The following is a 25,606-nucleotide window of genomic DNA, read 5'->3' as shown; positions in this document are numbered from 1 at the left end:
TTTTAGGTGACCTACTTTTGGTTGCACATGCTTTGCGTGTGGAAAGGAACTCCACTCGCGCCTAGTCACCGCTACGGGCCGAAGGGCGCCGTCCGACATCATTCCTAAAGCTATTATTCCTGTCGTCGGCCGCTGCTGGCCGGCTGCTCGTCCCTGCGCCGCTCACGACATGGCGATGACGCGCGCCGGCGGCACCGGGTGCGAGATGAAAGCGCCGTCACGATGTGACAGTCCTTTGTCGAGCGGCCACCCAAGCGCGAATTGCCCACAGCAATCGGCACCGCCTGCATATTTCGCTGATGAAACGGCGCATTTTTGCTAAACCGGATTCACAACCCATGCCGGCGCGGACAAAACGGTGGCGAGCAAGACCATAGAAGCGGCAGGCGGCATCGTGGTGCGCAAAGGCGGCCGCGGTCTGATTGCCGTTGTGCAGCGCGCCAAGGACGATGCCTGGGTGCTGCCGCGTGGGAAGCTCAAGCGTGACGAGAACCCGATGACCGGCGCGCGGCGCGAAGTCGTCGAAGAGACCGGCCATCGTGTCGCCATCCACGAATATCTCGGCGCTATTACTTATCGCGCCGGCGGGCGGCCCAAGGTCGTGCAGTTCTGGCGCATGGAGGCCGAGAAGGACCCGAGCTACGAATTGATGACGGATATCGTCGCCGTCGAATGGCTGCCGCTGAAGGCGGCGATCCGGCGTCTGAGCTACCCGCTGGAGAAGCTGTTCCTGCGTCACGCCGCGGCGCGCGCCGTCGCCAAGCACAAACGCCGCGCCGCCAAGCGCAAGGCCAAGCACAATATCAAACAAGGCACCAAGCATCGCGCGGTCGGCAAGCCGGTGCCGAAGAAATCCGGCGCCGTTGCCAGGCTCAGCAAGAAGCCCAAGCTCAAGTCGGTCAAGACCAGCAAGGCCAAAGGCGGCAAGAGCGGCAAGGGCGGCAAGAGCGGCAAGAACAAGGCCGGCAAACGCAAGCCCGGCAAAGACAAGGCTGCACGCAAAGGCAGAGGCAAAAGTCGCGGCAAAGGCAAAGCCAAAGGCAAGCCGCGGGACGCCAGCATGCGCCTGCAGGCGGCGACGCCGGCCGCCGCTGCGCCATTGCCGGATCGCGTTGCGCCGCCCCCGCCGTCACCTGCGTCGAAGACTATTCTTCAGCGCGTGCTCAGCCGCCTCGCCGGCTGACGTCAGAAGCCAGCGCGATCGCTTCGCCACGATTTCTCCGCAATCCGAGCCGGAAGATGCAAAAAACCCTTTGATTCCGGTCGCTCGCATTCACGTTGCGTTCAGCCCGCAAGCAGGAACCTCACGATCACGCTCAACGTTAACAGTGTGTGATCATGCCGCAGGAAATCTGCGAACGGCCCGTTGAATTGATAAGGCCCACACAATCGGCGAACCCAGGAGGTGCGCGATGACCCGTATCGGAAAGACCCTGACAGCGCTCGCCGCTGCCGCAACTCTCACCCTCGCCGTGGTTGCGGCGCCGCAGCCGGCTGAGGCCCGCGGCGGTCGCATCGCCGCTGGTATCATCGGCGGCCTCGCCGCCGGCGCCATCATCGGCGGCATCGCGTCGAACGGCTACGGCTACTACGGCGGCCCGGCTTACGCCTACGGCCCCGGCCCGGCCTACTATGGCCCAGGCCCGGTTTACTACGGCCCGCACTGCTGGTGGCGCCGCGAGCGGATCTGGGACGGCTATGGCTGGCGTCTGCGCCGCGTTCGGGTCTGTAACTAGACCCTCCATCGCCTTCGAATAATGGAAAGCCCGGTCCCGATGTGGAACCGGGCTTTTTATCGCCCAGATTTGTGATTTGGGTCACAGCCGCAACTCCGATGGCGACGTATCCAGTATCCACCGATTGCGAGGCTGACGCTTTGTCGCCCTTAAGGCTCGCGTAACCAACCCGGGGCACACTCCGCCCAGTTTCTGTGAATAAGGCTTCGGCCTGAAAGGATGAGTTCCATGAACTTCAAGGTCATCGCTCTGACCGCGGCGGCTTTGTCGGTCGCCGCGCTGCCGACCACCGCCGATGCCCGCTGCCACGGCTGCGGCGTCGCCGCCGGCGTCGTCGGCGGTCTCGCCGCCGGCGCGATCATCGGCTCGGCCATCGCCGGTCCGCGCGCCTACGAGGTTCCCCCGCCGGCCTATTACGGTCCGGCCCCGGCCCCCGTCTATGTGGAACCGGAACGCGAGTATTACGAAGGCCCGGCCTGCCACATCGAGCGCCAACGTTTCTGGGACGGTTATGGCTGGCGCCATCGTCGCGTCGAAGTTTGCGACTAAATGAAAATGGCTGGCGTCCGGTGTCACCATCCCGGATGCCGGTAAAGACGATCCTCGAAGGAAGGGCGGCGGCCCTGAACCTCCGGCCGCCCCCTTCGAGGTTTTCCTTCGGCGTTCTTCAGCGCTGCATGTGGCGCAGCACCGCCGAGGTTGGCCAGCAGTCCACCTTCAGGCCGTTCCGCTTCTGATAGTGCCCGACCGCAGCCCGCGTCAGCATGCCGGCCTTGCCGTCGATCTTGTCTTTGTAAAATCCCAGATCGGTCAGCCGCTGCTGCATCGCCTCGACCTCTTTGGTCTTGAGCTGCTCGCTCTTGCTCCATGGTGTGACGAACGATTTGGCGCCGGCAATGCGGTCGGACAGATGGCCGACGAACAACACATAAAGGTCCGAGAAATTGTAGTCCTTGATGACGAAGTAATTCTTCGATGTCAGGAATGACGGCCCATACGAGCCCTCCGGCTGCAACAGCGATGCCGGCGTCGCCAGCGCCTCTTGTGTCATCTTGCGTGGCGGAATGAGGAGGTAGCCACGCCGCACCCACTCGCCGATCGGCGCTTTCACCTCGGGCACACCCATCGAGCAATCGCCATTCTCGGGCGCGCGTACTTCATAAGCCCAGCGTTCGCCGCGCTGCCAGCCGCGGCCGGCCAGCTGTTTGGCCGCCGAGGCCAGCGCGTCCGGCACCGAATGGAAGATGTCGACACGGCCGTTACGGTCGAAATCGACGGCATAGCGATAGTAATCCGACGGCAGGAATTGTGTGAGGCCGAGCGCGCCGCCCCAGGACGAGCGCATGTCCGAGCGCGGCACGCCGTCCTGCAACATCTTCAGCGCATAGGCGAATTCGTTCTGGTACATGGCCTTGCGCCGGCCGGTGTAGGCCTGCGTGGCCAGCACGCGAATGCCATCATGCGGCAGCTTGTAGGAGCCGTAATCGGTTTCCCGGGCCCAGATCGCCAGCACGACATTGCCGGGGACGCCGATCTCCTTTTCAATGCGGTCGAGGGTGTCGCGATATTGCGCCTGCAACTGCTGACCGCGCGCCGCCAGCCGATCGAAGCTCTTCTCGCGCAAGTATTGCGAGGGCGTCTGCACAAACTCAGGCTGCCCCGGCGGCGGCTTTTCCGGCTGGCCGGCGATTTCGAGATCGGGCAGCGACAGATCCGGCGTCAGCCCTTTGATCGCCGCGTCGAACACCGGCCTTGTCACGCCTAAATTTTGCGCGCGCGGCCACATTGTTTCGAGAAAACGCTCAAACGCCGAATCGGCGAAGGCCCGATTCGGCAGCGCGAACGCAAGGGCCAGCGCCAAAGCCGCTAGATGTGGTTTGCACTGGCGAAGCCGACACAGCATCGGGGATACTTTCGAACGTTCGAGGAACATCCGCGAATCGGAGAACGGATGGTGGCCGGTAAATTCGACATTAACGCCGCCGCCTTCTGCGCACACCACTTCGCTCTAAGTTTGACCGGTATCAATCTTGTGCCTTGAACGGCATCGTCGGCGACGTTTAGTCAGCACCTGTCCCCTCATCGTCTCACAGGTGTCTTGTGGCTATCAAACTCAGCATCATCGTCGGCTCAACCCGTCCCGGCCGCATCGGCCTGCCCATCGCGCAGTGGTTCAACGAAACCGTTGTCAAGGACGCGCGCTTCGCGCCGACGCTGGTCGACCTCGCCGAGATCAATCTGCCGGTCTTCGACGAACCGAAACATCCCCTCATGCAGGACTACCAGCACGAACACACCAAGAAGTGGTCGAAGATCGTGGACGCCGCCGATGCCTACGTCTTTGTGACGCCGGAATACGACTATTTCCCGCCGGCTTCGCTGATCAATGCCCTCACCTACCTTTCCAAGGAATGGCACTACAAGGCGGCCGGCCTCGTCAGCTATGGCGGCGTCTCGGGCGGCCTGCGATCGGCCCAGGCACTCAAGCTCATGCTGACCGCCCTTAAGATGATGCCGTTGCCCGAGGGCGTGCCGCTCCCGTTTGCCGGCAAGCAGATCGAGCATGGCGTGTTCAAGTCGAACGAGCTGATCGATCTGAGCGTCAAGAACATGGTCGACGAACTGGCAAAGTGGTCGTCGGCCTTGGCGTCGTTGCGTCAGAAATAGACTGCGCTCTCATCCTCAAAACAAAACGCCCGCTCGCGGTTGCGAGCGGGCGTTTTATTGGCTTAGCCACGGCCAGACTCAGTGATGAGCGCCCTTGGTGTCCGGTGTCTGGCCGATCTTCTCGACATAGGCGATGCCGACCGCCGAGAACACGAACAGCGCGTGAATGATCGCCTGCCACATCACGCCGGTTTCGGTCAGCGACGAGCCCGACTGCCCGAGCTGCCCCGCATAGATAAAAGTACGCAGCAGGTGGATCGACGAAATGCCGATGATCGCCATCGCCAGCTTGATCTTCAGCACGCTGGCATTGACGTGGCTGAGCCACTCCGGCTGGTCCGGGTGCCGTTCAAGCTCGAGGCGGGACACGAAGGTCTCGTAGCCGCCGACGATGACCATGATCAGCAGATTCGAGATCATGACCACGTCGATCAAACCGAGCACCACCAGCATGATCTCCTGCTCGGTAAAACTCATGGCGCCAAGTACGAGGTGCCAGAGCTCCTTCAGAAACAGAATGACATAGACGCCCTGCGCCACGATCAGGCCGAGATAGAGCGGCAATTGCAGCCAGCGCGACGAAAAGATGAGCTGCGGCAGCGGCCGGAGTCGGCCGGCGAGCTCCGGGGGCGGGGTGGGGACGTCGGCTGACATCGACATGGCGGGATAACCTTTGGTGGCCGTGCGGCGGGACGCCGTCGGCTGGCGAGCGCAGGATTTATAGGCGATTCGGCTGTGGGCAAGGACGGAGACGCTGCACCACCCTGCGCCAAGACGCCGCGCGCCTTCGTCATAAAATTGCACCAGCGCCACGCCGTCCGGTCACGCCGCAAGCCCCTTCCAACCCGCTTTGAATGGTGAAACTGTTACGTCGGCTGAGACTATGGGGGGCGACGATGAAACGGACACTTTTGCGGGCCGCGCTTGCGGCCTTTGGCCTTATTGCCATGACGGCGACGGCCTCGGCGCAGGTTTGCGTCCTGGGGATCTTTGGCGCCGCGATCTATGTCGCGGCCACCGAGAAGCGGGAACTGACACAGAAAGAGGCTATGACCTGCGGCCTGTCGCGGGTTTTCGATGACAAGAAAGAAGAGAAAGCCGCAGCGGCAAAACCAAAGCGCGTTGCGCGCCGCGCGCACAAGACCGACTGAACGACGAAAGGATCCATCGAATGGACATCAAGCGGAGCGGCTCGCGGCCATCCGGCAAGGGCCCCACGGACTATTTTACCGGCAGCGTCCGGATCGATCCGTTGCTCGAAGCCGCGGTGCCGGCGCGGGTGCGCGGCGCCCATGTCACCTTCGAGCCGGGCGCCCGCACCGCGTGGCACACCCATCCGCTTGGCCAGACGCTGATCGTCACCTCGGGCCTCGGCTGGGCCCAGCGCGAGGGTGGTCCGATCGAAGAGATCCGCCCGGGCGACGTGGTCTGGTTTCCGCCGGATGAAAAGCACTGGCATGGCGCCACCGCGACCGCCGCCATGAGCCACATCGCCATTCAGGAGGCGCTCGACGGCAACACAGTGACCTGGATGGAGAAAGTCACGGATCAGCAGTACGCCGCGAAGACTGAAGCCAAGGGGTAGCGGCCGTCCGGCGGTTCGTTCGGCGCCCCCGGCTCTGACGCGCTCACGATTTTCCGTAGCTGCCCTGATAGCGGCCTTCGCGGATAGAAAGAAGGATATCGGCCTCACGCTTGATCTGAGCGCGGACCGCTTCGAGCAGCGATGGCGCGATGGCCTGCGGAAACGCCACGACGCCGTCCTCGTCGCCGACCACGATATCGCCCGGCGTGATCACCGAGCCGCCGATCGAGACGGGCACATTGATTTCACCCGGGCCGCTCTTATAGGGGCCGCGGTGGATCGCGGCACGCGCGTAGATCGGGAAATCGGACTCGGCCAGCGCGCCGGCGTCACGCACGGCGCCATCAATGACGTAGCCCGCCGCACCGCGATACTTGGCGATGTTGAGCATGATCTCGCCGATGAGCGCACGGCTCTCGTCACCGCCGCCATCGACGACGATGACATCGCCCGGCCCGACCAGCTCGAGCGCCATATGGATAGCGAGGTTGTCGCCCGGCCGCGTACGCACGGTGACGGCGACGCCGACCAGCGGGCCGCCTTTGTGGAAAGGCCGCAGCCCGACGGCGCCCGGCAGGCGAGCCAGATTGTCGCTGATGATGGATGTCGATGCGCCCCGAAACGCCTCGATCAATTCGGGCGCCGGCCTGGGAACGGCCGGCATCGCGGTCGTGACATTCATGCGGAGATTCCCTCGACTTCACAGGATTGACTGCGACGTCACTCTACATTTTGCGGCCGTTGGCTGCGACCCGAAAAACCGCGGCGCCCTGCAATTCCGGTGCTGCGCCGCGAAAGACCGGACGTCATGCCTTCGTCATCTCGGCAAGCGCGCGCTCGAGGGGCATCGGTGACACCTGGATCGTGCCGTCGAACGGCACGTCCATATCCAGTGTGAGATAGACCGTACCGGCGATGAGCACCGCCGACACCACAAAACTTGCTGTCATCACCGGGTTATTCGGCGCGCGGTAGCCATAGCTGGCAAACACCACGATGAACCAGGCCGCCATCAGCACGATCAGTGCCATGGGAATGGTCCCCTCAGACTGCTCGACCAGCGCCCAGCGCATCTCATAGATTGTTTCGAAGCGCTGTTCAGCCCGCGCCTTCAGGGCCACATGCTCGGGATCGCCGGGAGACAATGTACGCAACCCCTCGCCCACATCGTTGAGCAAGGCTTCGGCCGGACGGCTGCCGAGCACCGGATCGCTTTGCGCCATGCGGCGCGCCGCCTGCGCCACGTATTCCCGCAGATGCCGACGCGCCTCGGCTGTCTCGGGGCCGTAGTGCCGCATGGCGCGATCCAGCAGGATGAGTTGAGTGGCATAGGCGTGAACGGCCTTGTCCACGCTGTCGAAGGCGGTGCGGGCCGAATTGGTCATCAACCCGAGCGCCAGCGAGGCCAGAACAACGAAAATGTTGGCGATCAGGCGAACGATCTCTTCGGCCTCGGCCCGTCGATGCCGTTCGGGGACTCGATTGTACAGCGCCGCGCTGCCGAGCGCGGCACCGATCAACGCCGCGCCCACCAGGAGCGAAATGACAGTTTCCTGCATAGTCAAAGCTCCGCCGCCGGCGGAACTCTAACGCGCCCGAATTAGAAACACTAGCGGCTGAACTTCTTGTACTTCAACCGATGCGGGATGATGCTGTCGGTGCCGAGACGGCGCATCTTGTCCTTCTCGTAATCCTGGAAGTTGCCCTCGAACCATTCGACATGGCTGTCGCCTTCGAAAGCGAGAATGTGCGTCGCGATACGATCGAGGAACCAGCGATCATGGCTGATGATCACGGCGCAGCCGGCGAAATCCTCCAGCGCCTCTTCGAGCGCGCGCAGAGTATCGACGTCGAGGTCGTTCGTCGGCTCGTCGAGCAGCAGCAGGTTGGCGCCAGACTTGAGCATCTTGGCCAGATGCACGCGATTGCGCTCGCCGCCCGATAGCGTGCCGACCTTCTTCTGCTGATCGGCGCCCTTGAAATTGAACAGCGAGACGTAGGCGCGGCTCGGCACTTCCTTCTTGCCGACCAGGATGATGTCCTGGCCGTTCGAGATCTCTTCCCAGATCGTCTTCTTCGGATCGAGCGCATCGCGTGACTGATCGACATAGCCGAGCTGCACCGACTCGCCGATCTTGATCGTGCCCTTGTCGGGCTTTTCCTGGCCCGTGATCATCCTGAACAAGGTGGTCTTGCCGGCGCCGTTCGGACCGATGACGCCGACGATGCCGCCGGGCGGCAACTTGAAGGTCAGATCCTCGATCAGCAGGTTGTCGCCGAAACCTTTCGACATGTTCTCGAAGTCGACGACGTTCTGTCCGAGGCGCTCGGCCACCGGGATGGTGATCTGCGCCACGGTATTGGTCTTGGCATTGGCGATCTTGAGCAGTTCCTCGTAGCGCTGGTAGCGCGCCTTGGACTTGGCCTGTCGCGCCTTGGGCGAGGACGACACCCACTCGCTTTCGCGCTCCAGCGTCCGGCGGCGCGCTTCGTCCTCGCGGCCCTCCTGCTCCATGCGCTTCTGCTTCTGCGCCAGCCACGAGGTGTAGTTGCCCTCGTAGGGAATGCCGCGGCCATGATCCAGTTCGAGGATCCAGCCGGTAACGTTGTCGAGGAAGTAGCGGTCATGGGTCACGATCAGGATCGCGCCCGGATAATTGCGCAGGTGGCCTTCGAGCCAGTTCACGCTTTCGGCGTCGAGATGGTTGGTCGGTTCGTCGAGCAGCAGCAGGTCGGGCTGGTCGAGCAGCAGCTTGCACAGCGCGACGCGGCGCTTCTCGCCGCCCGACAGCTTGGAGATGTCGGCATCGTCCGGCGGGCAACGCAGCGCGTCCATCGCCTGATCGACTTGGCTGTCGAGATCCCAGAGGTTCTTGGCGTCGATCTCGTCCTGGAGCTTCGCCATCTCGTCGGCGGTCTCGTCCGAGTAATTGACGGCCAGTTCGTTGTAGCGGTCGAGGATCGCTTTCTTGGCGGCGACGCCTTCCATGACGTTGTCGCGGACCGACTTCGAGCCGTCGAGCTGCGGCTCCTGTTCGAGATAGCCGACGCGGGCGCCTTCGGCGACCCAGCCGTCGCCGGAGTACTCGGTGTCGATGCCGGCCATGATCCGCAGGAGTGTCGACTTGCCCGAACCGTTGACGCCGAGCACGCCGATCTTGGCGTCCGGGTAGAAGGACAGGTGGACGTTATCCAGCACCTTCTTGCCGGCTGGATAGGCCTTGGTCAGGCCCTGCATATGGTAGATGAACTGGCGTCCGTTCATGACGTCAAAAACCCCTCAATACCGGCCGGAATGGCCGCGGCGCGCAGATCGCAAAGGCGCGCGAGCACGCAGCCAACCCCAATGTCGGGAAAATCTGAGCTGGATGTAACGATCGGAACCCTTCAGGGCAAGCCGCCGGTTGCGCGCCGGCCGGCGCCGGGGCCGGTAAAAGTCTGGAAAGGCTAGCGCGAAATCGGTCCGAATTTCTTTGCGGCACCGGCATTTACCAACCCGGCTTTAACGGCTGGACGTCAGGATGATGCGGGATGAACCTTGGCGACCGCACAGGCGACCAAGGTGGGCGGGCAACGGTGCCCGTTCCGTTTTGAGGTAGGCGTGTCATGGGTCGGGCAATCCTGGCCATATCCGGTTCCGCGGCGGGCTTCCTAAACCGCCCCTTCGCCTCGCTCGGCGCTTCCGTCGGCGACTTCTGCCGACGGCTGACCCGCCTGATGTTCGATACCTACCGCCCCGAACGTCATTATATGCGCGGCCCCGGACCGGCCTGCGCCGCCAAACGCGGTCCGGCGCAGAACTGATCCGCACGCCGATACCCTTTCCTTTCCCGGCTCCCCCCTTAAGGTGCGCCGACCGGCGAAGTCCGGTTCTTGGGAAGGAAAACGCACATGCTTCGGGCCGCCATTCTCGACGATTACCAGGGCGTCGCGCTGAAATACGCCGACTGGTCGCCGATCGCTCAGGATGTCGAGGTCACGGTCCTCAACGAGCCGTTCAGGGACCAGGCCGAGGCCATCGAGAAGCTGCAGGGCTTCGCCATTGTCGCCGGCATGCGCGAGCGCACGCCCTTCCCGCGCGCCGTAATCGAGGCGTTGCCGGACCTCAAGCTGCTCATCACCACCGGCGCGCGGAACAATTCCTTCGACCTGAAGGCCGCGGCCGAACGCGGCATCACGGTCTGCGGCACCGGGACGGTCGGTAACCCGACCGTCGGCATCGTCTTCGGCCTCATCCTGGAACTGACCCGCCGGATCGGCTTCGAGAACGCGCGGCTCAAGGCCGGCGCGCCGTGGCAGACCACGATCGGCCTCGACCTCGAGGGGCTCACCCTCGGCATCGTCGGTCTCGGCAAGCTCGGCGGGCGCGTCGCCGCGGTCGGCAAGGCCTTCGGCATGAACGTCATCGCCTGGAGCCCGAACCTGACACCGGAAAAGGCGGCCGAAGGCGGCGCCACCTATGCGACACGCGAGGAGGTGTTCGCCAAGGCGGACATCGTTACCATTCATGTCGTGCTGAGCGACCGCTCGCGCGGCCTCGTCGGCGCCGACGATCTTAGCCGCATGAAGAAGACGGCATACCTCATCAACACCGCGCGGGCGCCGATCGTCGACCAATCGGCGCTGCTGAAGGCGCTCGACGAGCAGCGCATCGCCGGCGCCGGGCTCGATGTCTTCGAGATCGAGCCGCTGCCGCTCGATCACCCCTACCGCCGGCTCGACAACGTCGTCATTACGCCGCATCTCGGCTACGTCAGCGAGCAAACGTACCGCCGTTTCTTCCGCGACATTGTCGAAAACATTCGCGCCTTTATCGACGGCAAAGCCGTGCGCGTCATTACCTGAAATTCGTCACATTAAGCGACAGTGAAATTCAAACTTTATGCTTATCCGAGAGGTTAGTGATAAAGATATCTTTGCCCGTGCATGAGTAATGCACATGGGTTTCATGGTGATCATGCTGCGCTTAGGTTAGCTCCCGTTTACGAAGGGAGTATGCCAGCATGTTGATCGAACAATCGCAGTGGAACGCAGGACCCGCCGAAAGATTTGGGCGACGCCGCATCAAGCCGTCTGCCCTCATCATCGACGGCAAGCCGCACGTGCGCGAGTTTGTCCGGGAGGCGCTGGAAGATATTGGTTTCGTCACCGATGACAGCAACACCGACCATCTCGCCGACCTAATCACCGGACGGAAGATTGACATGGTCATGCTCGGCCTGTCGGAGGGCGGCGTTGCCGGAGGCGTGGCGCTGCAGACCTTGCGCGAGCTCGGCTTCGACGGCCACGTTCTGGTTTTTGCTCAGCCCGGCATGCCGATGGTCGATGCCTTGCTCGATCTCGGCGAGGCCATCGGCCTGTCGATGCTGCCGTTGCTGCCGACACCGTTCAGCGATGGCGTCCTGCGCCAGGCCGTGAGCTTCCTGGTTCCGCAGGAGCCGGTGCCTTCACCGGCGATCGACCCCGCGCAGGCGCTGCGTGCCGGCTGGCTTGAGCTCTGGTATCAGCCGAAGGTCAATATCCGCTCGCTCACCATCGACGGTACGGAAGGCCTGATCCGTCTGCGACATCCAAGCTGGGGCATCATGCCGCCGGCGCAGTTCCTTCCGGACGCCGACGATCCGCACTTCACCGAGCTGTCGAATTTCGTGCTCACCACGGCCATGACCGACTGGCATTCATTCGTCCCCGATTTCGGCCATGTTGAAATCGCCGTCAATCTGCCGCTCACATTCTTCAATGAGCCGGCAGCAGTCGAAGCCTTGGCGCGCCATCTGCCTGCGCATCCGGCGTTCAAGGGCATGATCGTCGAGATCAACGGCAGCGAGCTTGCCGCCAATCCGGAACTCGCCAAATCTGCGGCCCGGCAGCTACGCTTTATCAATATCGGTGTGTCGGTTGACGATGTCGGAGCCGACTGGCCGGTGCTGATGGAAATCGGCGACTGCCCGTTCGTCGAAATCAAGGTGGATCGCAGCTTCATCACGGGTTTCGCCGACGACCGCCTCAAGCAGGCAACCTGCCGCAGTATCGTCGATTTCGCCGATACATTGGGTGCGCGCACTGTTGCCGAAGGCGTCGAGACCCGCGCCGATTTCATCATGGCGCGCGAGCTCGGCTTCGATCTGGTTCAAGGCTACTTTTTCGGTAAGCCAGCCGAGGCGCGCAAATTCGCACGCCGCGCGCTGCGCGAACCGCTGAAGATTCCCTGAGCGCTCGACAATAAAAAAGCCCGCGCCGGTTTCCGGCGCGGGCGCAGGATAGATAAATAAACCGGTTAGCGCTTCTTCTTCAGTTCCTTGACATCGTTGGCGCTGGTGGTGCCTGGATTAAACGACGGCGGGTCGCTCGCCGGAAAGCTTTCATCAGAATTGACGACGACGGAGTCTTCTTCCTTCTCGATGCGGCGGCGTTCCTTATCGGCATGGTTCTTTGGTTTATCGGTCATCAAATCCTCCATCTGCATGGCCGGAGCGGCCTACAGGGTTGCGGCAATTCCCGATGAACTAACTAGCCGCGGCCGGTTCCGGTTCCCGCGGCAAAATGAGCGGTTTAAGCGGGCTTTTTGAGGAACCGGATGCCGGCCTTCAGATCGGTGACAAACTTGCGAAACTGCGCGTGCCGGTCATCTTGGTCGCGAATGCGCAGGATATAGGACGGGTGCACGGTGGCGAGCATCCGGCGATTGTCAGGCAACGCGATGGCGTGGCCGCGGATCTTTCCGATCGTCATCGGCTTGCCACAGACGCTCCGCACCGCCGTGGCGCCCATCGCAACGATCAGCGCAGGCGTTACCAGCGCGATTTCGCTGTCGAGCCAGATGTGACAGCGATCGATCTCGTAGGCGCCTGGACGCTTGTGCAGCCGCCGCTTGCCGCGCTGCTCGAACTTGAAGTGTTTGACCGCATTGGTGATGAAGCAATCACCGCGCGACAGGCCGGCCGCCTCCAGCGCTTCGTCGAGCACGCGCCCCGCAGGGCCGACAAAGGGCTTGCCTTGTATGTCTTCCTGATCGCCAGGCTGTTCGCCGACCAGCATGATCCTTGCCTGCGTCGCGCCAATGCCCGGGACGGCCTGCGTCGCATTCTTGTATAGCGGGCAACGCGTGCAGGCATTCTCAGCGCCGCGTAAGGCTCGCAACGATTTGATGGCAGTTGGTTGCTGAACGGCCACGGATGCTCTCCGCCTCGCCAACGGTGCATCCGCCAGCCGGTTCCAGAGCGGACGCAGCCTCAGGCCGCTTCGCCGCGAAACTCCGGCACAGCCTGACGCAGCACATTGTAGATCGCCTCACGCTCATTGCGCCCCAGCGCCTGCTCCAAAGTTGCGAGCCAAGCACGGACTTCCGCCAGGGAAGCCTGCACCGGCTTTGCGGCGACAATGCCGGGCACGCCGATCTCCGCCATCTCTTCCTCCTGCGAGAACAGGATTTCGTGCAGGCGCTCGCCGGGGCGGATGCCGGTATAGGTGATCTGGATGTCGCGTCCCGGTTCGAGGCCACTCAGGCGGATGATGCGCTCGGCGAGATCGACGATCTTCACCGGCTGACCCATGTTGAGCACGTAGACCGAGGCGCGCTTTTCCGCATCGCTTTGCGCGTGCGTCGCCGCCGTAATCACCAGATCGCAAGCCTCACGGATGGTCATGAAGTAACGCACCATATCGGGATGCGTCACGGTCACCGGGCCGCCGGCCTCGATCTGCGCCTTGAACTTCGGCACCACCGAACCGTTCGACGCCAGCACGTTACCGAAGCGCACAGAAATCAGGCGCATCGGCCGCGCGCCGTCGGCAGCGCGGCGCATCAGATCGACGTCGAGCGCGTCGCAATACATCTCCGCCATGCGCTTGGTCGCGCCCAGCACCGACACCGGCTCGATCGCCTTGTCGGTCGAGATCATCACCATCGCTGAGGCGCCGGCCGCGGCGGCGGCATCGGCGACATTGACCGAGCCGAGCACATTGGTCTTCACACCTTCGTCCCAGTCGCGCTCCAGCAGCGGCACGTGCTTCAACGCGGCGGCGTGGAACACGATGTCGGGCTTGAACTCGGCAATCAGCCGCATGGTCCGCGCCCGGTCGCGAATATCGGCGATGCGATCGAAAATCTGCGCCTCGCCCTGCTCGCTCTTGAGCCGCTCGGTGATCGCGTGCAGCGCCGGTTCTGAATTTTCGAGAATCAAAAGCCGCGCGGCGCCGAAGGCGACAGCGCGTTCGCAAATCTCGGAGCCGATTGAGCCGCCGCCGCCGGTGACCACGACCGACTTGCCTTTCACATAGTCTTCGAGCCGCTGGTAATCGATCTTCGCGCTCGGCCGCAGCAGAAGGTCTTCGACCGACACCGGCAAGAGCTGCACGGCCGGGCCGCCGTCGAGCGACGGCATCTGACTGAGCGCCAGACCGAGCCGCCGCGCGCGGATCAGGATCGATTCCGGTTTGGCATCGGGCGTCATCGCCGACGGCGCCATGATGACGCGCGTCACATGTGTATCGCGCGACTTGAGATCGCCGGCGACCCGTTCCAGATCGTCCAGATCGCCCAGCACCGGGATCGAGCGGATCGTCTGTCCACGATCCGATTGCGACGGCGACAGGATGCCGACGGGCCAGATCTTCCTGACCGCCCCGCTTTCGATGGCGCGGATCAGAACCTCGGCATCCGCCGTGCGGCCGAGGATCAGGGTCGGCGCTGCGTCGGCCACCCGCACGCGCTGCAAGGTGCGCGCGTAATGCAGATAGCGATAGGTAATCCGGCCGCCCCCCAGGAAGAACATCTGGAGGACCCAGTAGAGCACGATGGTGATCTTGCCGAAGAAGAACGCGCCGTAGACGTTGGGCGACAGCAGCACGTAATCGAGCGCGACCAGCGATACCGCGAGCACTGTCGAGGCCTGCACGATGTTGAAGACATCGGGAACGGACGTGAAGCGCCACTTGCTCTGGTGCAGCTTGAAGAAGAAGAAAACCGCCGCGGCGTAGATCAGGAACAGTGGCAGAAACACTTCAAGGCCGGGCAGCTTCTCGACAAGGACGTCGGTGTCGAAGCGCATGACGAGCGTAGCAATGATCGCCGCCGCGGCCGCGAGCACGTCGTGCAGCATGATCAGGTACTGGCGCGGCGTCAGTTTCGTCATGTCACGGGCTTCCAGGTCGGCCGCAGCTTCACGGATTTGGCCGGACGGTGCAGGAAAGTGGTGGCGAAGGCGTAACGGTACCAACGTAGATAGGCCGGCAGCCAGTGCAGCACGCGGAAACGGCTGGCGCCCTTGGTGCGCTCGATCCACTGCGCCGGCACTTCGGCGACCGGCCAGCCCAGGCGATGGCACTTCACCAGGAGTTCGATCGAATAGCAGAATCCGCTGTCGGATTCGATGGCGATGGCGTCGACGACGCGTCGGGAAAACAGGCGGAAGCCGCTGGTCGGGTCGTGCGTCGGCAGCCGCGCCACATGATAGAGTGTGAAAGCGGCGGTGCGGACCAAGGTCGCCTTGAGCCACGGGCAGCCGACCATGCTGCCGCCCGGGATGAAACGGCTGGCGCAGACCAGATCGGCGCCCTGCTCCGCCTTGGCGACCATGCCATCGATGATGCCGCCGTTGAAGTCGTCGTCGGCCGGCAGAACGATGACGTAGGGGGCCGTGCTGGCGGCAAAGCCCGCCATCACCGCGCCGTGGGCGCCGCGTCCTGGATTGCGCACATATTCAATGTGCATGCCTTGCAGCGTCGCGCGATTGGCGTCGATCGTGGCCAGCGTGTCGTCGTCGGGCTGGTCGTAACAAATGAGGATGCGCATCGGCGTGCGCACGTTGTTACGCAGCGACCCGAGCGTCGCCAGGATGTTCGGCCCTTCGTTGTAGACCGGGATGACGATGTCGAGCCGCGCGCTCATGAAGCTCTGTCCGCCACTCCGGTCACCAAGGCGCTGCCACGCGTCTCAATAGACCACGTTGGCATTCTTGAGGAAGCCCCAGATGTCGACGACCGGCTTGCCGGAGAAGTCGGCTTCCTTGTACGCCGAATGCGGCGTGCACAAAATCAGCAGGTCGCTCTTGGCGACGACCTCGTCGAGCGGCTTGATCGCCGGATCGATGGTGACGAACGGATCGGTGGTCAGCACCTCGCGCGCATTGGTCAGCAATGTGCGCTTCAGTTTGTAGCTCAGCGAGGCGCGCACGTCGTCGATCTCCGCCTTGAACGCCATGCCGAGCAGGCCGACGGTCATCTTCGAGAGATCGTACTGGCGCTTGAGATCGTCGATCAACTGCAATGCGAGACCTTCGTTCATCTGCATCGCGGCGTGGCCGATGTTGAACTGATTGCGCGCGAAGGCGGCAAGCTGCATCGTGTCCTTGAACAGGCAGGGCCCGGCGGCGAAGCCCGGCCCCGGCAGCGTGCGGGCGCGCGGATAGTTGTGCTTCATCGCCTTCATGATCGCCGAATAGTCGGCGCCGGCGGACTTGGCGATCATGTAGAACTGGTTGGTCGCCGCGAATTCGATGTAGCGATAGGCATTGGCGTAGAGCTTGGCGAGTTCGGCCTCGAGCGGCTTGATCGTCACCACCTCCGGCGCGATGCGGTTGAACAGCGCCACCGCCTCGGCTTCCGCTTCGGGCGTCGTGCCGCTGACGATCTGCGGCATCTCGCGCAGTTCCTTGATGCCGTAGCCCTGAACCACCCGCTCCGGGCAGAACGCGATGCGGTTCTTGCGGCCGAGCCGGGCGAGATAATCGTGCAGCCAGTCCGTGGTACCGGGAAACACGGTCGAGCGCAGGACGATGAGCTGCTCGTCATTGATATGCGGCAACAGGTCGTCGATGCACTTCTGCACCGCCGAGGTCACCGGATTGAGGAACTCGTCGACCGGCGTGCCGATGGTGACGATCACCGGGCCGTTGCCGCGCATGGCGCCAGGCGTCGCGGTGAAGATGAGCTTGTTCTCGGCCAGGGCTTTGGCGAGCAGCGGTGCGGCGCCGTATTCGATGAACGGCAGCTTGCCGGCGCGCAGGGTGGCGAGCGTGTTCTCGTTGAGGTCGTTGACGTTCACGGTCAGCCCGGCTTCGGCAAAAGCCAGGACCAGCGGTATGCCGACATGGCCGGCGCCGCCCACCACGGTGAGGTCGGGGGTCAGGCCGCTTTCGCGGGACGACATGTCAGGTTTGCTCGACGGATAGTTCAAAAGTCACCTTTTCTCTCGGATCCGGCGCAATATAGCGAAATTCCAGCCGGCACCGAAGGGCGCCACCGTACCGCGACGACGTTTATACGAACCCGTCATGCCTGCAAACCCGGCCGACCCGCCGACGGGCCGGGATCAGCCGTCCCGGTGGGGTCGCGCAACGGCTTACGCGGGATGCCGTCGGGTTGCAGCCTCCGGATCGTCCGCCACGCGGACTTCTCCCGTGAATCCCGGTCATTTCCCCGCTTTTGCGCGGATCAGGCGGTTGCTTGCCGACCCTTGCCCCGGCCCCACCGGCATGCCAAGCGAAGGGCGGAACGTCCCTGCCTGGACGCCTAAGAGGTCGTGCCGTCATGCGGCGTCTCATCATGCTGCTACTGAAGGCGGCGATTTCCGGCCTGCTGCTTTATGTATCGCTGCGCGCCGTCAATTTGGCCGTGCTCGGCGAACGCCTGAGCCGGCTCCATAGCGGCTGGCTCGCGGCCGCGGTCGGAATCCTCGCCGCGCAGGTGTTCATCCTGGCGGCACGCTGGCGGCTGATCGCGGAGGGCTGCGGCATCAATCCGTCCTTCGGCAGCGTGTTGCGCATCTCCTTCATCGCCACCTTCTTCAATCAGGTACTGCCGTCCACCGTTGGCGGCGATGCCGCGCGCATCTGGATGCTGGCGCGCGATGGCGGCGGCTGGGCGGCATCCGCCTACTCCGTCCTGCTCGACCGTGTCGCCGGCCTCATCGCTCTGACGCTGATCGTCTTTCTCTGCCTGCCCTGGACCTTGAGCGTGGTACAGGACCCGGTGGCGCGCACCGTGCTGGTGCTGATCGGGATCAGCGCCATTGCAGGCTCCGTTGTCTTTCTCGCCATCGGCCACATCCGCTGGAAGCCGTTGATGCATTGGGCGCCGACCCGGCATCTTGTCGAGGTGTCACGCACGGCCTGGCGCATTTGCGGATCGCGCAACGCCCTCGGCATCATCGCCGCATCATCCTTCGTCGTGCACCTGATGACCATTCTGGCTGCCTGGTGCATGGTGCAATCGGTGTCGGCGACGACCAGCTTCGCCCTGCTGCTGTTCCTGGTGCCGCCGGTGATCCTCATCGCAACGGTGCCGATCTCGATTGCCGGTTGGGGCGTGCGCGAAGGCAGCATGATCGTCGCCTTCGGCTATGCCGGCCTGCCGCAAAGCGACGGCCTCGTCGTTTCGGTGCTCATCGGCCTCACCTTCTTCGCCATCGGCGCCATCGGCGGAATCGTCTGGATCGTGAGCAATGGCCGGCGGTCCGCCACGGCCGTCGCGGCCAGCCCCTCGCCGGGCGACACGCCGTGACGGGGCGCGCGGCGCTGAAGCCGGCCGCCTTTCTCGACCGCGACGGCGTGCTGAATGTCGATCGCGACTACGTGCACCGCATCGATCAGGTCGAATGGATCGCGGGCGCCGCCGAGGCGATCAAGCTCCTGAACGATGGCGGATATCTGGTCATCGTCGTGACCAACCAGTCGGGCGTCGCCCGCGGCTATTACGACGAAGCGGCCATCGGCATCCTGCACGCACACATGCAGACCTGGCTCGCGGCGCGCGGCGCGCATATCGATGCCTTCTATTATTGTCCGCATCATCCACAAGGCACCGTCGAGCGCTTTGCCATCCGCTGCACCTGCCGCAAGCCCGGCATCGGCATGCTCGAACAGGCCGCCGCCGACTGGCCGATCGACCGCGCTCGCAGCTTCATGATCGGCGACAAGGACATCGACATCGCTGCCGCCACGGCATTCGGGATTCGCGGCGCCAGGTTCGACGCCGCGACGGACTCGCTGCCGGTGTTGGTCGGGCGAATGCTCGCGCCGAGTTGAGCCAAGCGCCGTTGCGCGTGGGCTACCCATCACACTTTCAGAAAGCGGTATCCGGCGTCCTCGAGAGCGATGCAGGTCAGCCTTCCGGAAACGAAAGCGCCGGTGTCGATATTGATGCGGTTCGGCCGAACATCCGGTTCGGCGACCGGCGTATGGCCATGAATGACGCGCCTGCCGAAATCCTCATCGCTCGAGAGAAACTCGTGCCGGATCCACATCAGATCGTTGTCGCTCTGCTCTGCGAAAGGAATGCCGGGCCTGACGCCGGCATGACAGAAGAAATAGCGATCGGTGACATATGAGGTTTTCAATCCGGCGATGAAGTCGCGATGCGCCGCCGGCAAGGCCTCGGCCAGCGCCTTCGACGCCGCGTCGTAGTTACGTCCCATCATCGCATCGGCGACCGGTACGCCGTAGGAATGCAGCGTCTCCAGCGCGCCACCGCCCCGCCACTCGTCGAGAATGCGCGGGTCGACGAGGAACTGCTCGAGCACCTGCTCGTGATTGCCCTTGAGCGCCACATGCGGTGTCGGAAACGGATTGGCAAGAAGCCGCTCGATGACGCCGGAAGACGACGGGCCGCGGTCGATATAATCGCCGAGCGTCAGCGTGAGTTCGGCGGGGCCGCGTTTGTCGATATCGCGGCCGATGGCAACGATGGCGCGCTCGAGAAGGTCGAGCCGGCCGTGAATGTCGCCGATAGCGTAGATGCGACCCATGCGGTCGGTGCCTGCCTGTGCTGCGTGCATGATGCTTTGGGCTATGTTATTGCCGCAGCGGGCCGGGCAAAGTCGAGAAAAAAGACCCGGTTTCTTGCCTTGTTGCTGGGAAATGCCGGGAACTCATTCTTCGCTAGCGGGCGGCGATGCGCCGACTCGCATGTTCACATCGCTCGCCCTGCTATGGCTGGCGGGTAACGCATTACGGCTGACCATTCTGGCGGTGCCGCCGGTCATTCCTCTGATTCATGACGAATTGGCGTTGAGCGGCACCCAGGTCGGCATCCTCACCGGTTTGCCCTCGATGCTGCTCGCTTTGGCCGCGGTGCCGGGGTCGCTGCTGATCGCACGGTTCGGCGTGCGCGCGGCGATGGTGGCGGGACTGCTAATCACCGCGGTCTTCGGCGCGCTGCGCGGCCTCGTGGCCGACGTATGGTGGCTCTATGCCATGACCATCGCCATGGCCGCGGGCGTCGCCATCATGCAGGTGACTATGCCGCCGGCGGTGCGCACCTGGGTGCCGAGCCGCATCGGCTTTGCGACCGCGGTTTACACCAACGGCCTGATCGTCGGCGAGATCTTCCCGGTCGCGCTGATGCTGATCATGGTGCTGCCGCTGGTCGGGGGCTCGTGGCAGTGGGCCTTCGTGTTCTGGAGCGTGCCCGTCGCGATCATCGCCGTGCTGGTCATGATCTTCGCGCCACAGCCTGTTGCAGCCTCCGCGACCGCGCCGCGACGCAAGTGGTGGCCGGACTGGCGCAACATGCTGATCTGGCGCCTCGGCTTCATGCTCGGCACCATCAACGCCATCTATTTTGCCACCAACGCCTTCATCCCCGATTATCTGCGCAGCATCGGTGAGGACGGCTGGATCAGCGCCGCGCTCACCGGACTCAATGCCGGGCAATTGCCGGCATCGATGCTGCTGCTCGCAGTCGCCGGCCGGCTGGAGCGCAAGGTGTGGCCCTATATCGTCTGCGGTGTGCTGAGCATCGGCGCCACAGCCGGCCTGGTGTTTGGTCACGGCGTCTGGCTGGTCGCTGCCGCGACTCTGCAAGGCTATGCGGCATCCTCGATCCTGATCCTGGTGCTCGCGTTGCCGCCGCTGCTGGCACCGCCGGACGACGTGCATCGCGTCACCGCGGCGATGTTCACCATCAGCTACACATGGGCAGTCGTCATACCGGTGATTGCCGGCGCACTATGGGATCTGACCGGCCTGGCGTCCGCGGCCTTCTGGCCCATCGGCTTATGCGGTATACTGCTCATTGTCCTGGCGTCGGCGATCAATCACATCCCGCGCCAGACCCATTAGATCCGGAGTTCACCCAGCATGCGCCCTGTCCCCGTCGGAGCCAAAGGCACCTACACGCTGCGCGTGACACCGGCGCATCTGGCCAGCCAGTTCAAGGATTCGGTGCTGCCGCCGGTCTTCGCCACGCCGATGATGGTGACGATCATGGAGAACGCGGCGCTCAACGCGGTGCGCGATTATCTCGAACCGGGCGAAAGCGTAGTCGGCACCATCGTCAATGTGAAGCACATGGCGGCTACGCCGGTCGGCCATCAGGTCACCGCGGAAGCAGTCGTGACCAAGGTCGATGGCCGCCGCCTCGAATTCGACGTCACCGCGCGTGACGAGATCGAAGAGATCGGCAAGGGTACCCACGAGCGCATGGTGGTTGACCTCGGCCGCATCGCCAAGAAGCTCGACAGCAAGAAGCCGGCTTAGCCGCTGATCCGATAGCCGTGCGCCGCCTGCGCAAGCATGGCCGCCGCTGACGCGTCACTTTCAGTGCCGGCGTGAATGACATAGAGCGGATCGCCCGCTTTGACCGCATCGCCTACCGCGGCAACGAGATCGAGCCCGGAGCGCAAATCGCTCGGCGCGCCGGCGCGGCGCGCGACGCCGGCAATGACCCAGCCATCGACGCCGGTGACGATGCCACTTCGGTCGGCTTTGACGGCTTGCATATGGGAGCCCGGCAGCACGGGCGGCTGCCGCCTGCCCTGCGCATCGATAATGCGGTCGAGCGCATCACGCGCGGCGCCGGACGCCAACAGTTCGCTGACGCGCGCCTGCCCGGCTTCTTGCGACCCGACGGCCGGATCCCACGCCAGAATGCGACCGGCAAAGAACAGCGCCTTGTCGCGCAGATCGTTGGGCGCCTCCGGCACGTTGTCGAGCACCGCGAAGACATCGCGCGCTTCCAGCGCCGGGCCGACGCCGCGCCCGATCGGCCGCTCGCCATTGGTCGCGTGCGCTTCGACGACGAGGCCCAGGCCATTGCCGATTCGCTCGAACAGAGCGCCGAGTTCGGCAGCCTCCTGATGCGTCTTCAGCTTGGTCTGAAGCCCATAAGGCAGATCGATGATGACATGGGTCGAGCCGGCCGCCAGCTTCTTCGAGAGAATGGAGGCGACCGACCAGCGCGTCGAATCCAGTCCGAGCGGCCGCGTGATCGCGTTCATCACGTCATCGACGGCCGAATGATTGAGCTTGCCGTTCCAGGCGACGCAACCGCGCGCTTGCTCCACGATGCGGCGCACATCCGCTGCCGATAGATCGACGCGCGCCAGCGTCTCCATGGCATCGGCGGTGCCGGACGCCTGGGTAATGGCGCGCGACGATGTTTTCGGAATGGCGAGACCATGCGCCGCAACCAACGGCACCACGATCATGGTGATGCGGCTGCCGGGAATACCGCCCATCGAATGCTTGTCGACCACCATGGGCTCGTCCCAGGTGAGGCGATCGGTGAATTCGGCCCGCGTGCGAGCCAGCGCCACCACCTCGCGATCCGTCAGGCCGCGCGTCGCAGCGACGAGAAATGCTGCCATTTCGCGGTCGGGATAGCGGCCTTCGACCATGTCACCGATCAGCGTTCCGATCTGGGCATCGTTCAATTCCTCGCCGCGCAGCTTGGCGCGCAAAGCCTCGGCGCTTTCCGGCGACGGCGTGCGCTCGATGCGAACGTCGGAGCCTTCCGGCAAGCCGAGCGCCTCGAAGGCGCTCCGCGACAGCCCGATGTCCGTGACGCCGAGCAAACAGGGATCGTCGATGACGTGTACCGATGCGCGAATGCTGCGCACGCCGTTCGACACTTCGATGCGGCCGGGGCCAAGGAAATCTCCCGCCGCTACTTCCGTGCTGCCGGCCGGCAGATAAGCCATGTGCTCACGCCAGCTGTCGATCGGCAGCGCGCGCAATTTCATGAGCGCGGCTCCGCCAGCGCCGCGACCAGTTTGGCGACGCCGGTCGGAACGTCCGTATCGTTGAGAATACGAACGAGCGCGATGCCGTCGGGCATCGGCGGCACGGTGCGCGCCACGCGGGCGGCAACCTGGGCTTCGTCCTCGCGGCCGCGGGCGCGCAGACGCGCGGCGACGACTTCGGGCGAGGCATTGATTTCGATAACCACCAGTTTCGGCACAAGGCGGGAAAGCTCGGCAATCGTCGCGCGCGAGCCGTTGGCGACGACATTACGGCCCTGCGCCAGCGCCTCCGACAGCGACGCCGGCAATCCGTACGCGAGGCCATGCGCGCCCCAGGTCAGAAGGAATGCGCCGGCCTGCTGGCGCCGGATGAATTCTTCGGAGGTCACCGCTTCATGATCTTCGCCGCCGGCATCGGCAGGGCGGGTGATCGTGCGCCGCGCGAACAGGAATCGGCCCTCGCCCCGCAGCGCGACGCGTGCGCCGTCCAACAGCGTATCTTTGCCTACGCCGCTCGGGCCGACGACAAGAAAGAACGTCCCCGTCGTCATGGCCGGATCAACTGGCGTCGTCGAGACCGATATCGACCGCGGGCGCCGCCTGGGTAATGCGGCTGGTCGAGATGTAATCGACGCCGGTCTCGGCAATGCCGCGCACGGTTTCGTAGCGGACGCCGCCGGAGGCCTCGAGCGGGACGCGGCCATTTACCAGTTTCACCGCCGAGCGCATGTCATCGAGCGACATGTTGTCGAGCATGATGACGTCGGCGCCGGCTTCGAGGCACTCGGGCACCTGATCGAGGCGGTCGCATTCGACTTCGATCTTGATGAGCGAGGGAATCGCGGCGCGGGCGCGGGCGACCGCCGCCTTGATGCTGCCGGCCACCGCGATGTGGTTGTCCTTGATCATGACGCCGCCGTCGAGGCCGAGGCGATGATTGGCGCCGCCGCCGCAGATCACCGCGTGCTTTTCCAGCATGCGCAAACCGGGCGTTGTCTTGCGGGTGTCGATCAGCTTTGCCCGGGTGCCGGCGATCGCCGCCACGAAGCGCGCCGTTTCGGTGGCGATGCCGGACATATGCTGCACGATATTGAGGGCTGTTCTTTCGGCCGTGAGAAGGCTGCGCGCCGGACCTGACACAACCATGAGGCTGGTGCCCTTCACCGCCTTGTCGCCGTCCTTGGCGGTCACGGTCACTTCGACCCGTGGGTCATAATGGCGAAACACCGCGGCGCCGACGTCGAGACCGGCCACGGTCTGCGGTTCGCGGGCGTTCATGCGGAATTTTGCCTTGGCATCGGCGTCAATCATCGACTGGACGGTGAGATCGCAGGCGCCGATGTCCTCGGCAAACCACAGATCGATCAGGCGGCCCGTCATATAATGATCAAGCATCGGCTTCTTCCTTTGCAGCGCAGCACGCGCGTCAGCCGGCATATCGTTTGTACACAAACAATATCCCGGCATCGTAGGTTGTCAATCGCTATCAAACATCGGGCAGCCCCTGCCACGATTATGGGCATGCATAATCATTGACAGTCTCGGTCATACGAAGAGATTATATGTACGCAAATGAATTGGCGGGCCCCCGGCGGACGTCACCGCATCTGCTGGAAGACCAGCCCCTGCATTCACCACCTGGAGGGTATCGATGCAACGTCCTATGAAGCGAGTTCTACTTGCCGCTTTCGGATTGAGTGTGGCGCTCATTGCCGGTGCTTCGGCCGACCCGCTCAAGATCACGCTGGCCGGCGGCTCGGTCGGCGGCGCTTGGAGTGCGATGGGCGCGGCCATCGGTCAAACCATTCAGCAGCAAGTACCGGGCTCTTCCTTTACTTACGAACCCGGCGTCGACGCGGCCAATCTGATCCTGGTCTCGGAGGGCAAGGCGCAACTCGGCATTGCCCACGCGCAGATGGCGCTACGCGCCACGAAGGGCGAAGCCCCCTTCAAGTCCAAGATCACGAGCCTGCGCGCCATCGCCCTGCTCGATCCCGAAGCGGTGGTGCAGATCATTGCGCGCAAGGACGCCCCTTTCGACAGTCTCTCGCAAATCGCCAAAGAGAAGAAGCCGGTTCGCATCGCGCTCAACAAGCGGGGCACGATGATGTCGATCGCGGGCGAACAAGTGTTCGCCGCGGCCGGCATTTCGGTGAAGGACCTCGCCTCCTGGGGCGGCCGCGTCGAATATGTCGCCTATAACGACGGCCTCGACATGCTGAAAAACGGTCAGGTCGATATCGTCCTCAACATGCTGGCCTTCCCGTCAGCGCAGGTCGAGCGGATTTCGCACGACATGGCAATCAAGCTGCTGCCCGTCCCGGATGCTGCGATCGCCAAGATTGATAGCGAAGCCGGCACGAAAAGCGTCACCATTCCGGCCAAGAGCTATTCATTCGAAACGGCGGACGTGAAAACCGTCACTGGCTTCGTCGTACTCTATGCGTCTGACAAGATGCCGGATGCCGAAGCGGAAGCGATCACCAAGGGCCTGATCGAGCACTTTGATTATCTCACCAAGGCCTACCCGTCGTTCGCGCGCATGGGCAAGAAAGGCCTGACCGATGTCGGGCCGATCGAACTCGCGCCTGGTGCGAAGAAGGCCTACAAAGACGCCGGCTTGCTGTAGTCCGACCTGACGCGAGAAGGCGGCGGCTC

General features: G+C 63.7%; 27 protein-coding genes. 13 read left to right on the top strand and 14 right to left on the bottom strand.

Translation table 11 applies throughout. The features are described from left to right. Positions 1–358 precede the first annotated feature (358 nt). From ASD45_RS02165 to ASD45_RS02155, 3 genes are all read left to right on the top strand, one after another. Complete coding sequence (locus ASD45_RS02165; protein ID WP_056909974.1) at positions 359–1,183, top strand: NUDIX domain-containing protein; 825 nt, start codon at positions 359–361, stop codon at positions 1,181–1,183. A gap of 238 nt (positions 1,184–1,421) precedes the next feature. Further along, entirely contained in the window at positions 1,422–1,736 is a 315-nt protein-coding gene (locus ASD45_RS02160; RefSeq protein ID WP_200949715.1) for a hypothetical protein, read from the top strand. Between the two features lie 228 nt (positions 1,737–1,964). Next, on the top strand, positions 1,965–2,285 hold the full coding sequence (locus ASD45_RS02155; protein ID WP_056909972.1) for a hypothetical protein: 321 nt from the start codon (positions 1,965–1,967) through the stop codon (positions 2,283–2,285). A 118-nt stretch (positions 2,286–2,403) separates the two neighbouring features. On the opposite strand, the gene ASD45_RS02150 is transcribed toward ASD45_RS02155, so the two are convergent. Then, entirely contained in the window at positions 2,404–3,639 is a 1,236-nt protein-coding gene (locus tag ASD45_RS02150) for a lytic murein transglycosylase (protein ID WP_056912546.1), read from the bottom strand. A 197-nt stretch (positions 3,640–3,836) separates the two neighbouring features. Here ASD45_RS02150 and ASD45_RS02145 point away from each other — a divergent pair, with 197 nt between their 5' ends. Beyond that, the gene (locus ASD45_RS02145; protein WP_056909971.1) at positions 3,837–4,403 is read left to right on the top strand and encodes an NAD(P)H-dependent oxidoreductase; all 567 of its coding nucleotides are present in this window, start codon (positions 3,837–3,839) and stop codon (positions 4,401–4,403) included. Positions 4,404–4,481: 78 nt separating this feature from the next. Here the strand turns inward: ASD45_RS02145 and ASD45_RS02140 are convergent, their stop codons facing one another. Then, positions 4,482–5,063: a TIGR00645 family protein gene (locus ASD45_RS02140; protein ID WP_056909970.1), complete on the bottom strand. Its 582-nt coding sequence runs from the start codon at positions 5,061–5,063 to the stop codon at positions 4,482–4,484. 236 nt (positions 5,064–5,299) lie between these two features. Between ASD45_RS02140 and ASD45_RS02135 the strand changes: the two genes are divergently transcribed. Next, positions 5,300–5,554 (top strand): hypothetical protein, encoded by a 255-nt coding sequence (locus ASD45_RS02135; RefSeq protein ID WP_156380676.1) that lies wholly within the window; start codon positions 5,300–5,302, stop codon positions 5,552–5,554. A 20-nt stretch (positions 5,555–5,574) separates the two neighbouring features. Next, positions 5,575–5,988, top strand: coding sequence for a cupin domain-containing protein (locus ASD45_RS02130; RefSeq protein WP_056909968.1), 414 nt, complete (start codon positions 5,575–5,577; stop codon positions 5,986–5,988). 43 nt (positions 5,989–6,031) lie between these two features. Here the strand turns inward: ASD45_RS02130 and ASD45_RS02125 are convergent, their stop codons facing one another. From ASD45_RS02125 to ettA, 3 genes are all read right to left on the bottom strand, one after another. Continuing rightward, positions 6,032–6,670: an RraA family protein gene (locus ASD45_RS02125; RefSeq protein ID WP_056909967.1), complete on the bottom strand. Its 639-nt coding sequence runs from the start codon at positions 6,668–6,670 to the stop codon at positions 6,032–6,034. 124 nt (positions 6,671–6,794) lie between these two features. Then, entirely contained in the window at positions 6,795–7,547 is a 753-nt protein-coding gene (locus tag ASD45_RS02120) for a DUF4239 domain-containing protein (RefSeq protein ID WP_056909966.1), read from the bottom strand. 50 nt (positions 7,548–7,597) lie between these two features. Then, entirely contained in the window at positions 7,598–9,253 is a 1,656-nt protein-coding gene (ettA, locus tag ASD45_RS02115; RefSeq protein ID WP_056909965.1) for an energy-dependent translational throttle protein EttA, read from the bottom strand. Positions 9,254–9,879: 626 nt separating this feature from the next. Here ettA and ASD45_RS02105 point away from each other — a divergent pair. Next, complete coding sequence (locus ASD45_RS02105) at positions 9,880–10,833, top strand: D-2-hydroxyacid dehydrogenase family protein (RefSeq protein WP_056909963.1); 954 nt, start codon at positions 9,880–9,882, stop codon at positions 10,831–10,833. Between the two features lie 158 nt (positions 10,834–10,991). Next, positions 10,992–12,200 (top strand): EAL domain-containing response regulator, encoded by a 1,209-nt coding sequence (locus ASD45_RS02100; protein ID WP_056909962.1) that lies wholly within the window; start codon positions 10,992–10,994, stop codon positions 12,198–12,200. Between the two features lie 65 nt (positions 12,201–12,265). Here the strand turns inward: ASD45_RS02100 and ASD45_RS02095 are convergent, their stop codons facing one another. From ASD45_RS02095 to ASD45_RS02075, 5 genes are all read right to left on the bottom strand, one after another. Then, entirely contained in the window at positions 12,266–12,436 is a 171-nt protein-coding gene (locus ASD45_RS02095; RefSeq protein ID WP_156380675.1) for a hypothetical protein, read from the bottom strand. 104 nt (positions 12,437–12,540) lie between these two features. Continuing rightward, positions 12,541–13,161, bottom strand: coding sequence for a UdgX family uracil-DNA binding protein (locus tag ASD45_RS02090; protein ID WP_056909960.1), 621 nt, complete (start codon positions 13,159–13,161; stop codon positions 12,541–12,543). Positions 13,162–13,220: 59 nt separating this feature from the next. Beyond that, positions 13,221–15,122, bottom strand: coding sequence for an SDR family NAD(P)-dependent oxidoreductase (locus ASD45_RS02085; protein WP_056909959.1), 1,902 nt, complete (start codon positions 15,120–15,122; stop codon positions 13,221–13,223). Then, a complete protein-coding gene (locus ASD45_RS02080; protein WP_056909958.1) occupies positions 15,119–15,877 on the bottom strand; it encodes a glycosyltransferase in 759 nt (252 codons plus the stop codon). The genes ASD45_RS02085 and ASD45_RS02080 overlap by 4 nt, the downstream gene beginning before the upstream one ends. Positions 15,878–15,922: 45 nt before the next feature. Further along, the gene (locus tag ASD45_RS02075) at positions 15,923–17,137 is read right to left on the bottom strand and encodes a nucleotide sugar dehydrogenase (RefSeq protein ID WP_056909957.1); all 1,215 of its coding nucleotides are present in this window, start codon (positions 17,135–17,137) and stop codon (positions 15,923–15,925) included. Positions 17,138–17,517: 380 nt separating this feature from the next. Between ASD45_RS02075 and ASD45_RS02070 the strand changes: the two genes are divergently transcribed. Next, positions 17,518–18,489, top strand: coding sequence for a lysylphosphatidylglycerol synthase transmembrane domain-containing protein (locus tag ASD45_RS02070; protein WP_056909956.1), 972 nt, complete (start codon positions 17,518–17,520; stop codon positions 18,487–18,489). Continuing rightward, the gene (locus tag ASD45_RS02065) at positions 18,486–19,013 is read left to right on the top strand and encodes an HAD family hydrolase (protein ID WP_244485175.1); all 528 of its coding nucleotides are present in this window, start codon (positions 18,486–18,488) and stop codon (positions 19,011–19,013) included. Before ASD45_RS02070 ends, ASD45_RS02065 begins: the two co-directional genes overlap by 4 nt. Positions 19,014–19,042: 29 nt before the next feature. Here ASD45_RS02065 and ASD45_RS02060 read toward each other — a convergent pair whose 3' ends face one another. After that, the gene (locus tag ASD45_RS02060) at positions 19,043–19,762 is read right to left on the bottom strand and encodes a metallophosphoesterase family protein (RefSeq protein ID WP_082540593.1); all 720 of its coding nucleotides are present in this window, start codon (positions 19,760–19,762) and stop codon (positions 19,043–19,045) included. Positions 19,763–19,892: 130 nt separating this feature from the next. Here ASD45_RS02060 and ASD45_RS02055 point away from each other — a divergent pair, with 130 nt between their 5' ends. Continuing rightward, positions 19,893–21,047 (top strand): MFS transporter, encoded by a 1,155-nt coding sequence (locus tag ASD45_RS02055; RefSeq protein ID WP_056909954.1) that lies wholly within the window; start codon positions 19,893–19,895, stop codon positions 21,045–21,047. Positions 21,048–21,065: 18 nt separating this feature from the next. Beyond that, entirely contained in the window at positions 21,066–21,464 is a 399-nt protein-coding gene (locus tag ASD45_RS02050) for a thioesterase family protein (RefSeq protein WP_056909953.1), read from the top strand. Here ASD45_RS02050 and ASD45_RS02045 read toward each other — a convergent pair. The 3 genes from ASD45_RS02045 to nadC are packed head-to-tail and all read right to left on the bottom strand — an operon-like array spanning position 21,461 to position 24,343. Then, positions 21,461–22,948: a thymidine phosphorylase family protein gene (locus tag ASD45_RS02045; RefSeq protein ID WP_082540592.1), complete on the bottom strand. Its 1,488-nt coding sequence runs from the start codon at positions 22,946–22,948 to the stop codon at positions 21,461–21,463. The two genes, ASD45_RS02050 and ASD45_RS02045, sit on opposite strands and share 4 nt — an antisense overlap. Then, positions 22,945–23,499, bottom strand: coding sequence for a phosphonate metabolism protein/1,5-bisphosphokinase (PRPP-forming) PhnN (gene phnN / locus ASD45_RS22875; RefSeq protein ID WP_082540591.1), 555 nt, complete (start codon positions 23,497–23,499; stop codon positions 22,945–22,947). The genes ASD45_RS02045 and phnN overlap by 4 nt, the downstream gene beginning before the upstream one ends. A gap of 7 nt (positions 23,500–23,506) precedes the next feature. Next, positions 23,507–24,343 carry a carboxylating nicotinate-nucleotide diphosphorylase gene (nadC, locus tag ASD45_RS02040; protein WP_056912544.1) on the bottom strand — a complete coding sequence of 279 codons (837 nt, stop codon included), beginning with the start codon at positions 24,341–24,343 and terminating at the stop codon, positions 23,507–23,509. A 256-nt stretch (positions 24,344–24,599) separates the two neighbouring features. Here nadC and ASD45_RS02035 point away from each other — a divergent pair, with 256 nt between their 5' ends. Next, positions 24,600–25,577 carry a TAXI family TRAP transporter solute-binding subunit gene (locus ASD45_RS02035; RefSeq protein WP_082540590.1) on the top strand — a complete coding sequence of 326 codons (978 nt, stop codon included), beginning with the start codon at positions 24,600–24,602 and terminating at the stop codon, positions 25,575–25,577. Positions 25,578–25,606 lie beyond the last annotated feature (29 nt).

It is taken from the genome of Pseudolabrys sp. Root1462 (assembly GCF_001426945.1).
Lineage (GTDB): Bacteria > Pseudomonadota > Alphaproteobacteria > Rhizobiales > Xanthobacteraceae > Pseudolabrys.
The sequence above is the reverse complement of the archived record's forward strand: the minus strand, read 5'-3'. Positions and strand labels throughout refer to the sequence as shown.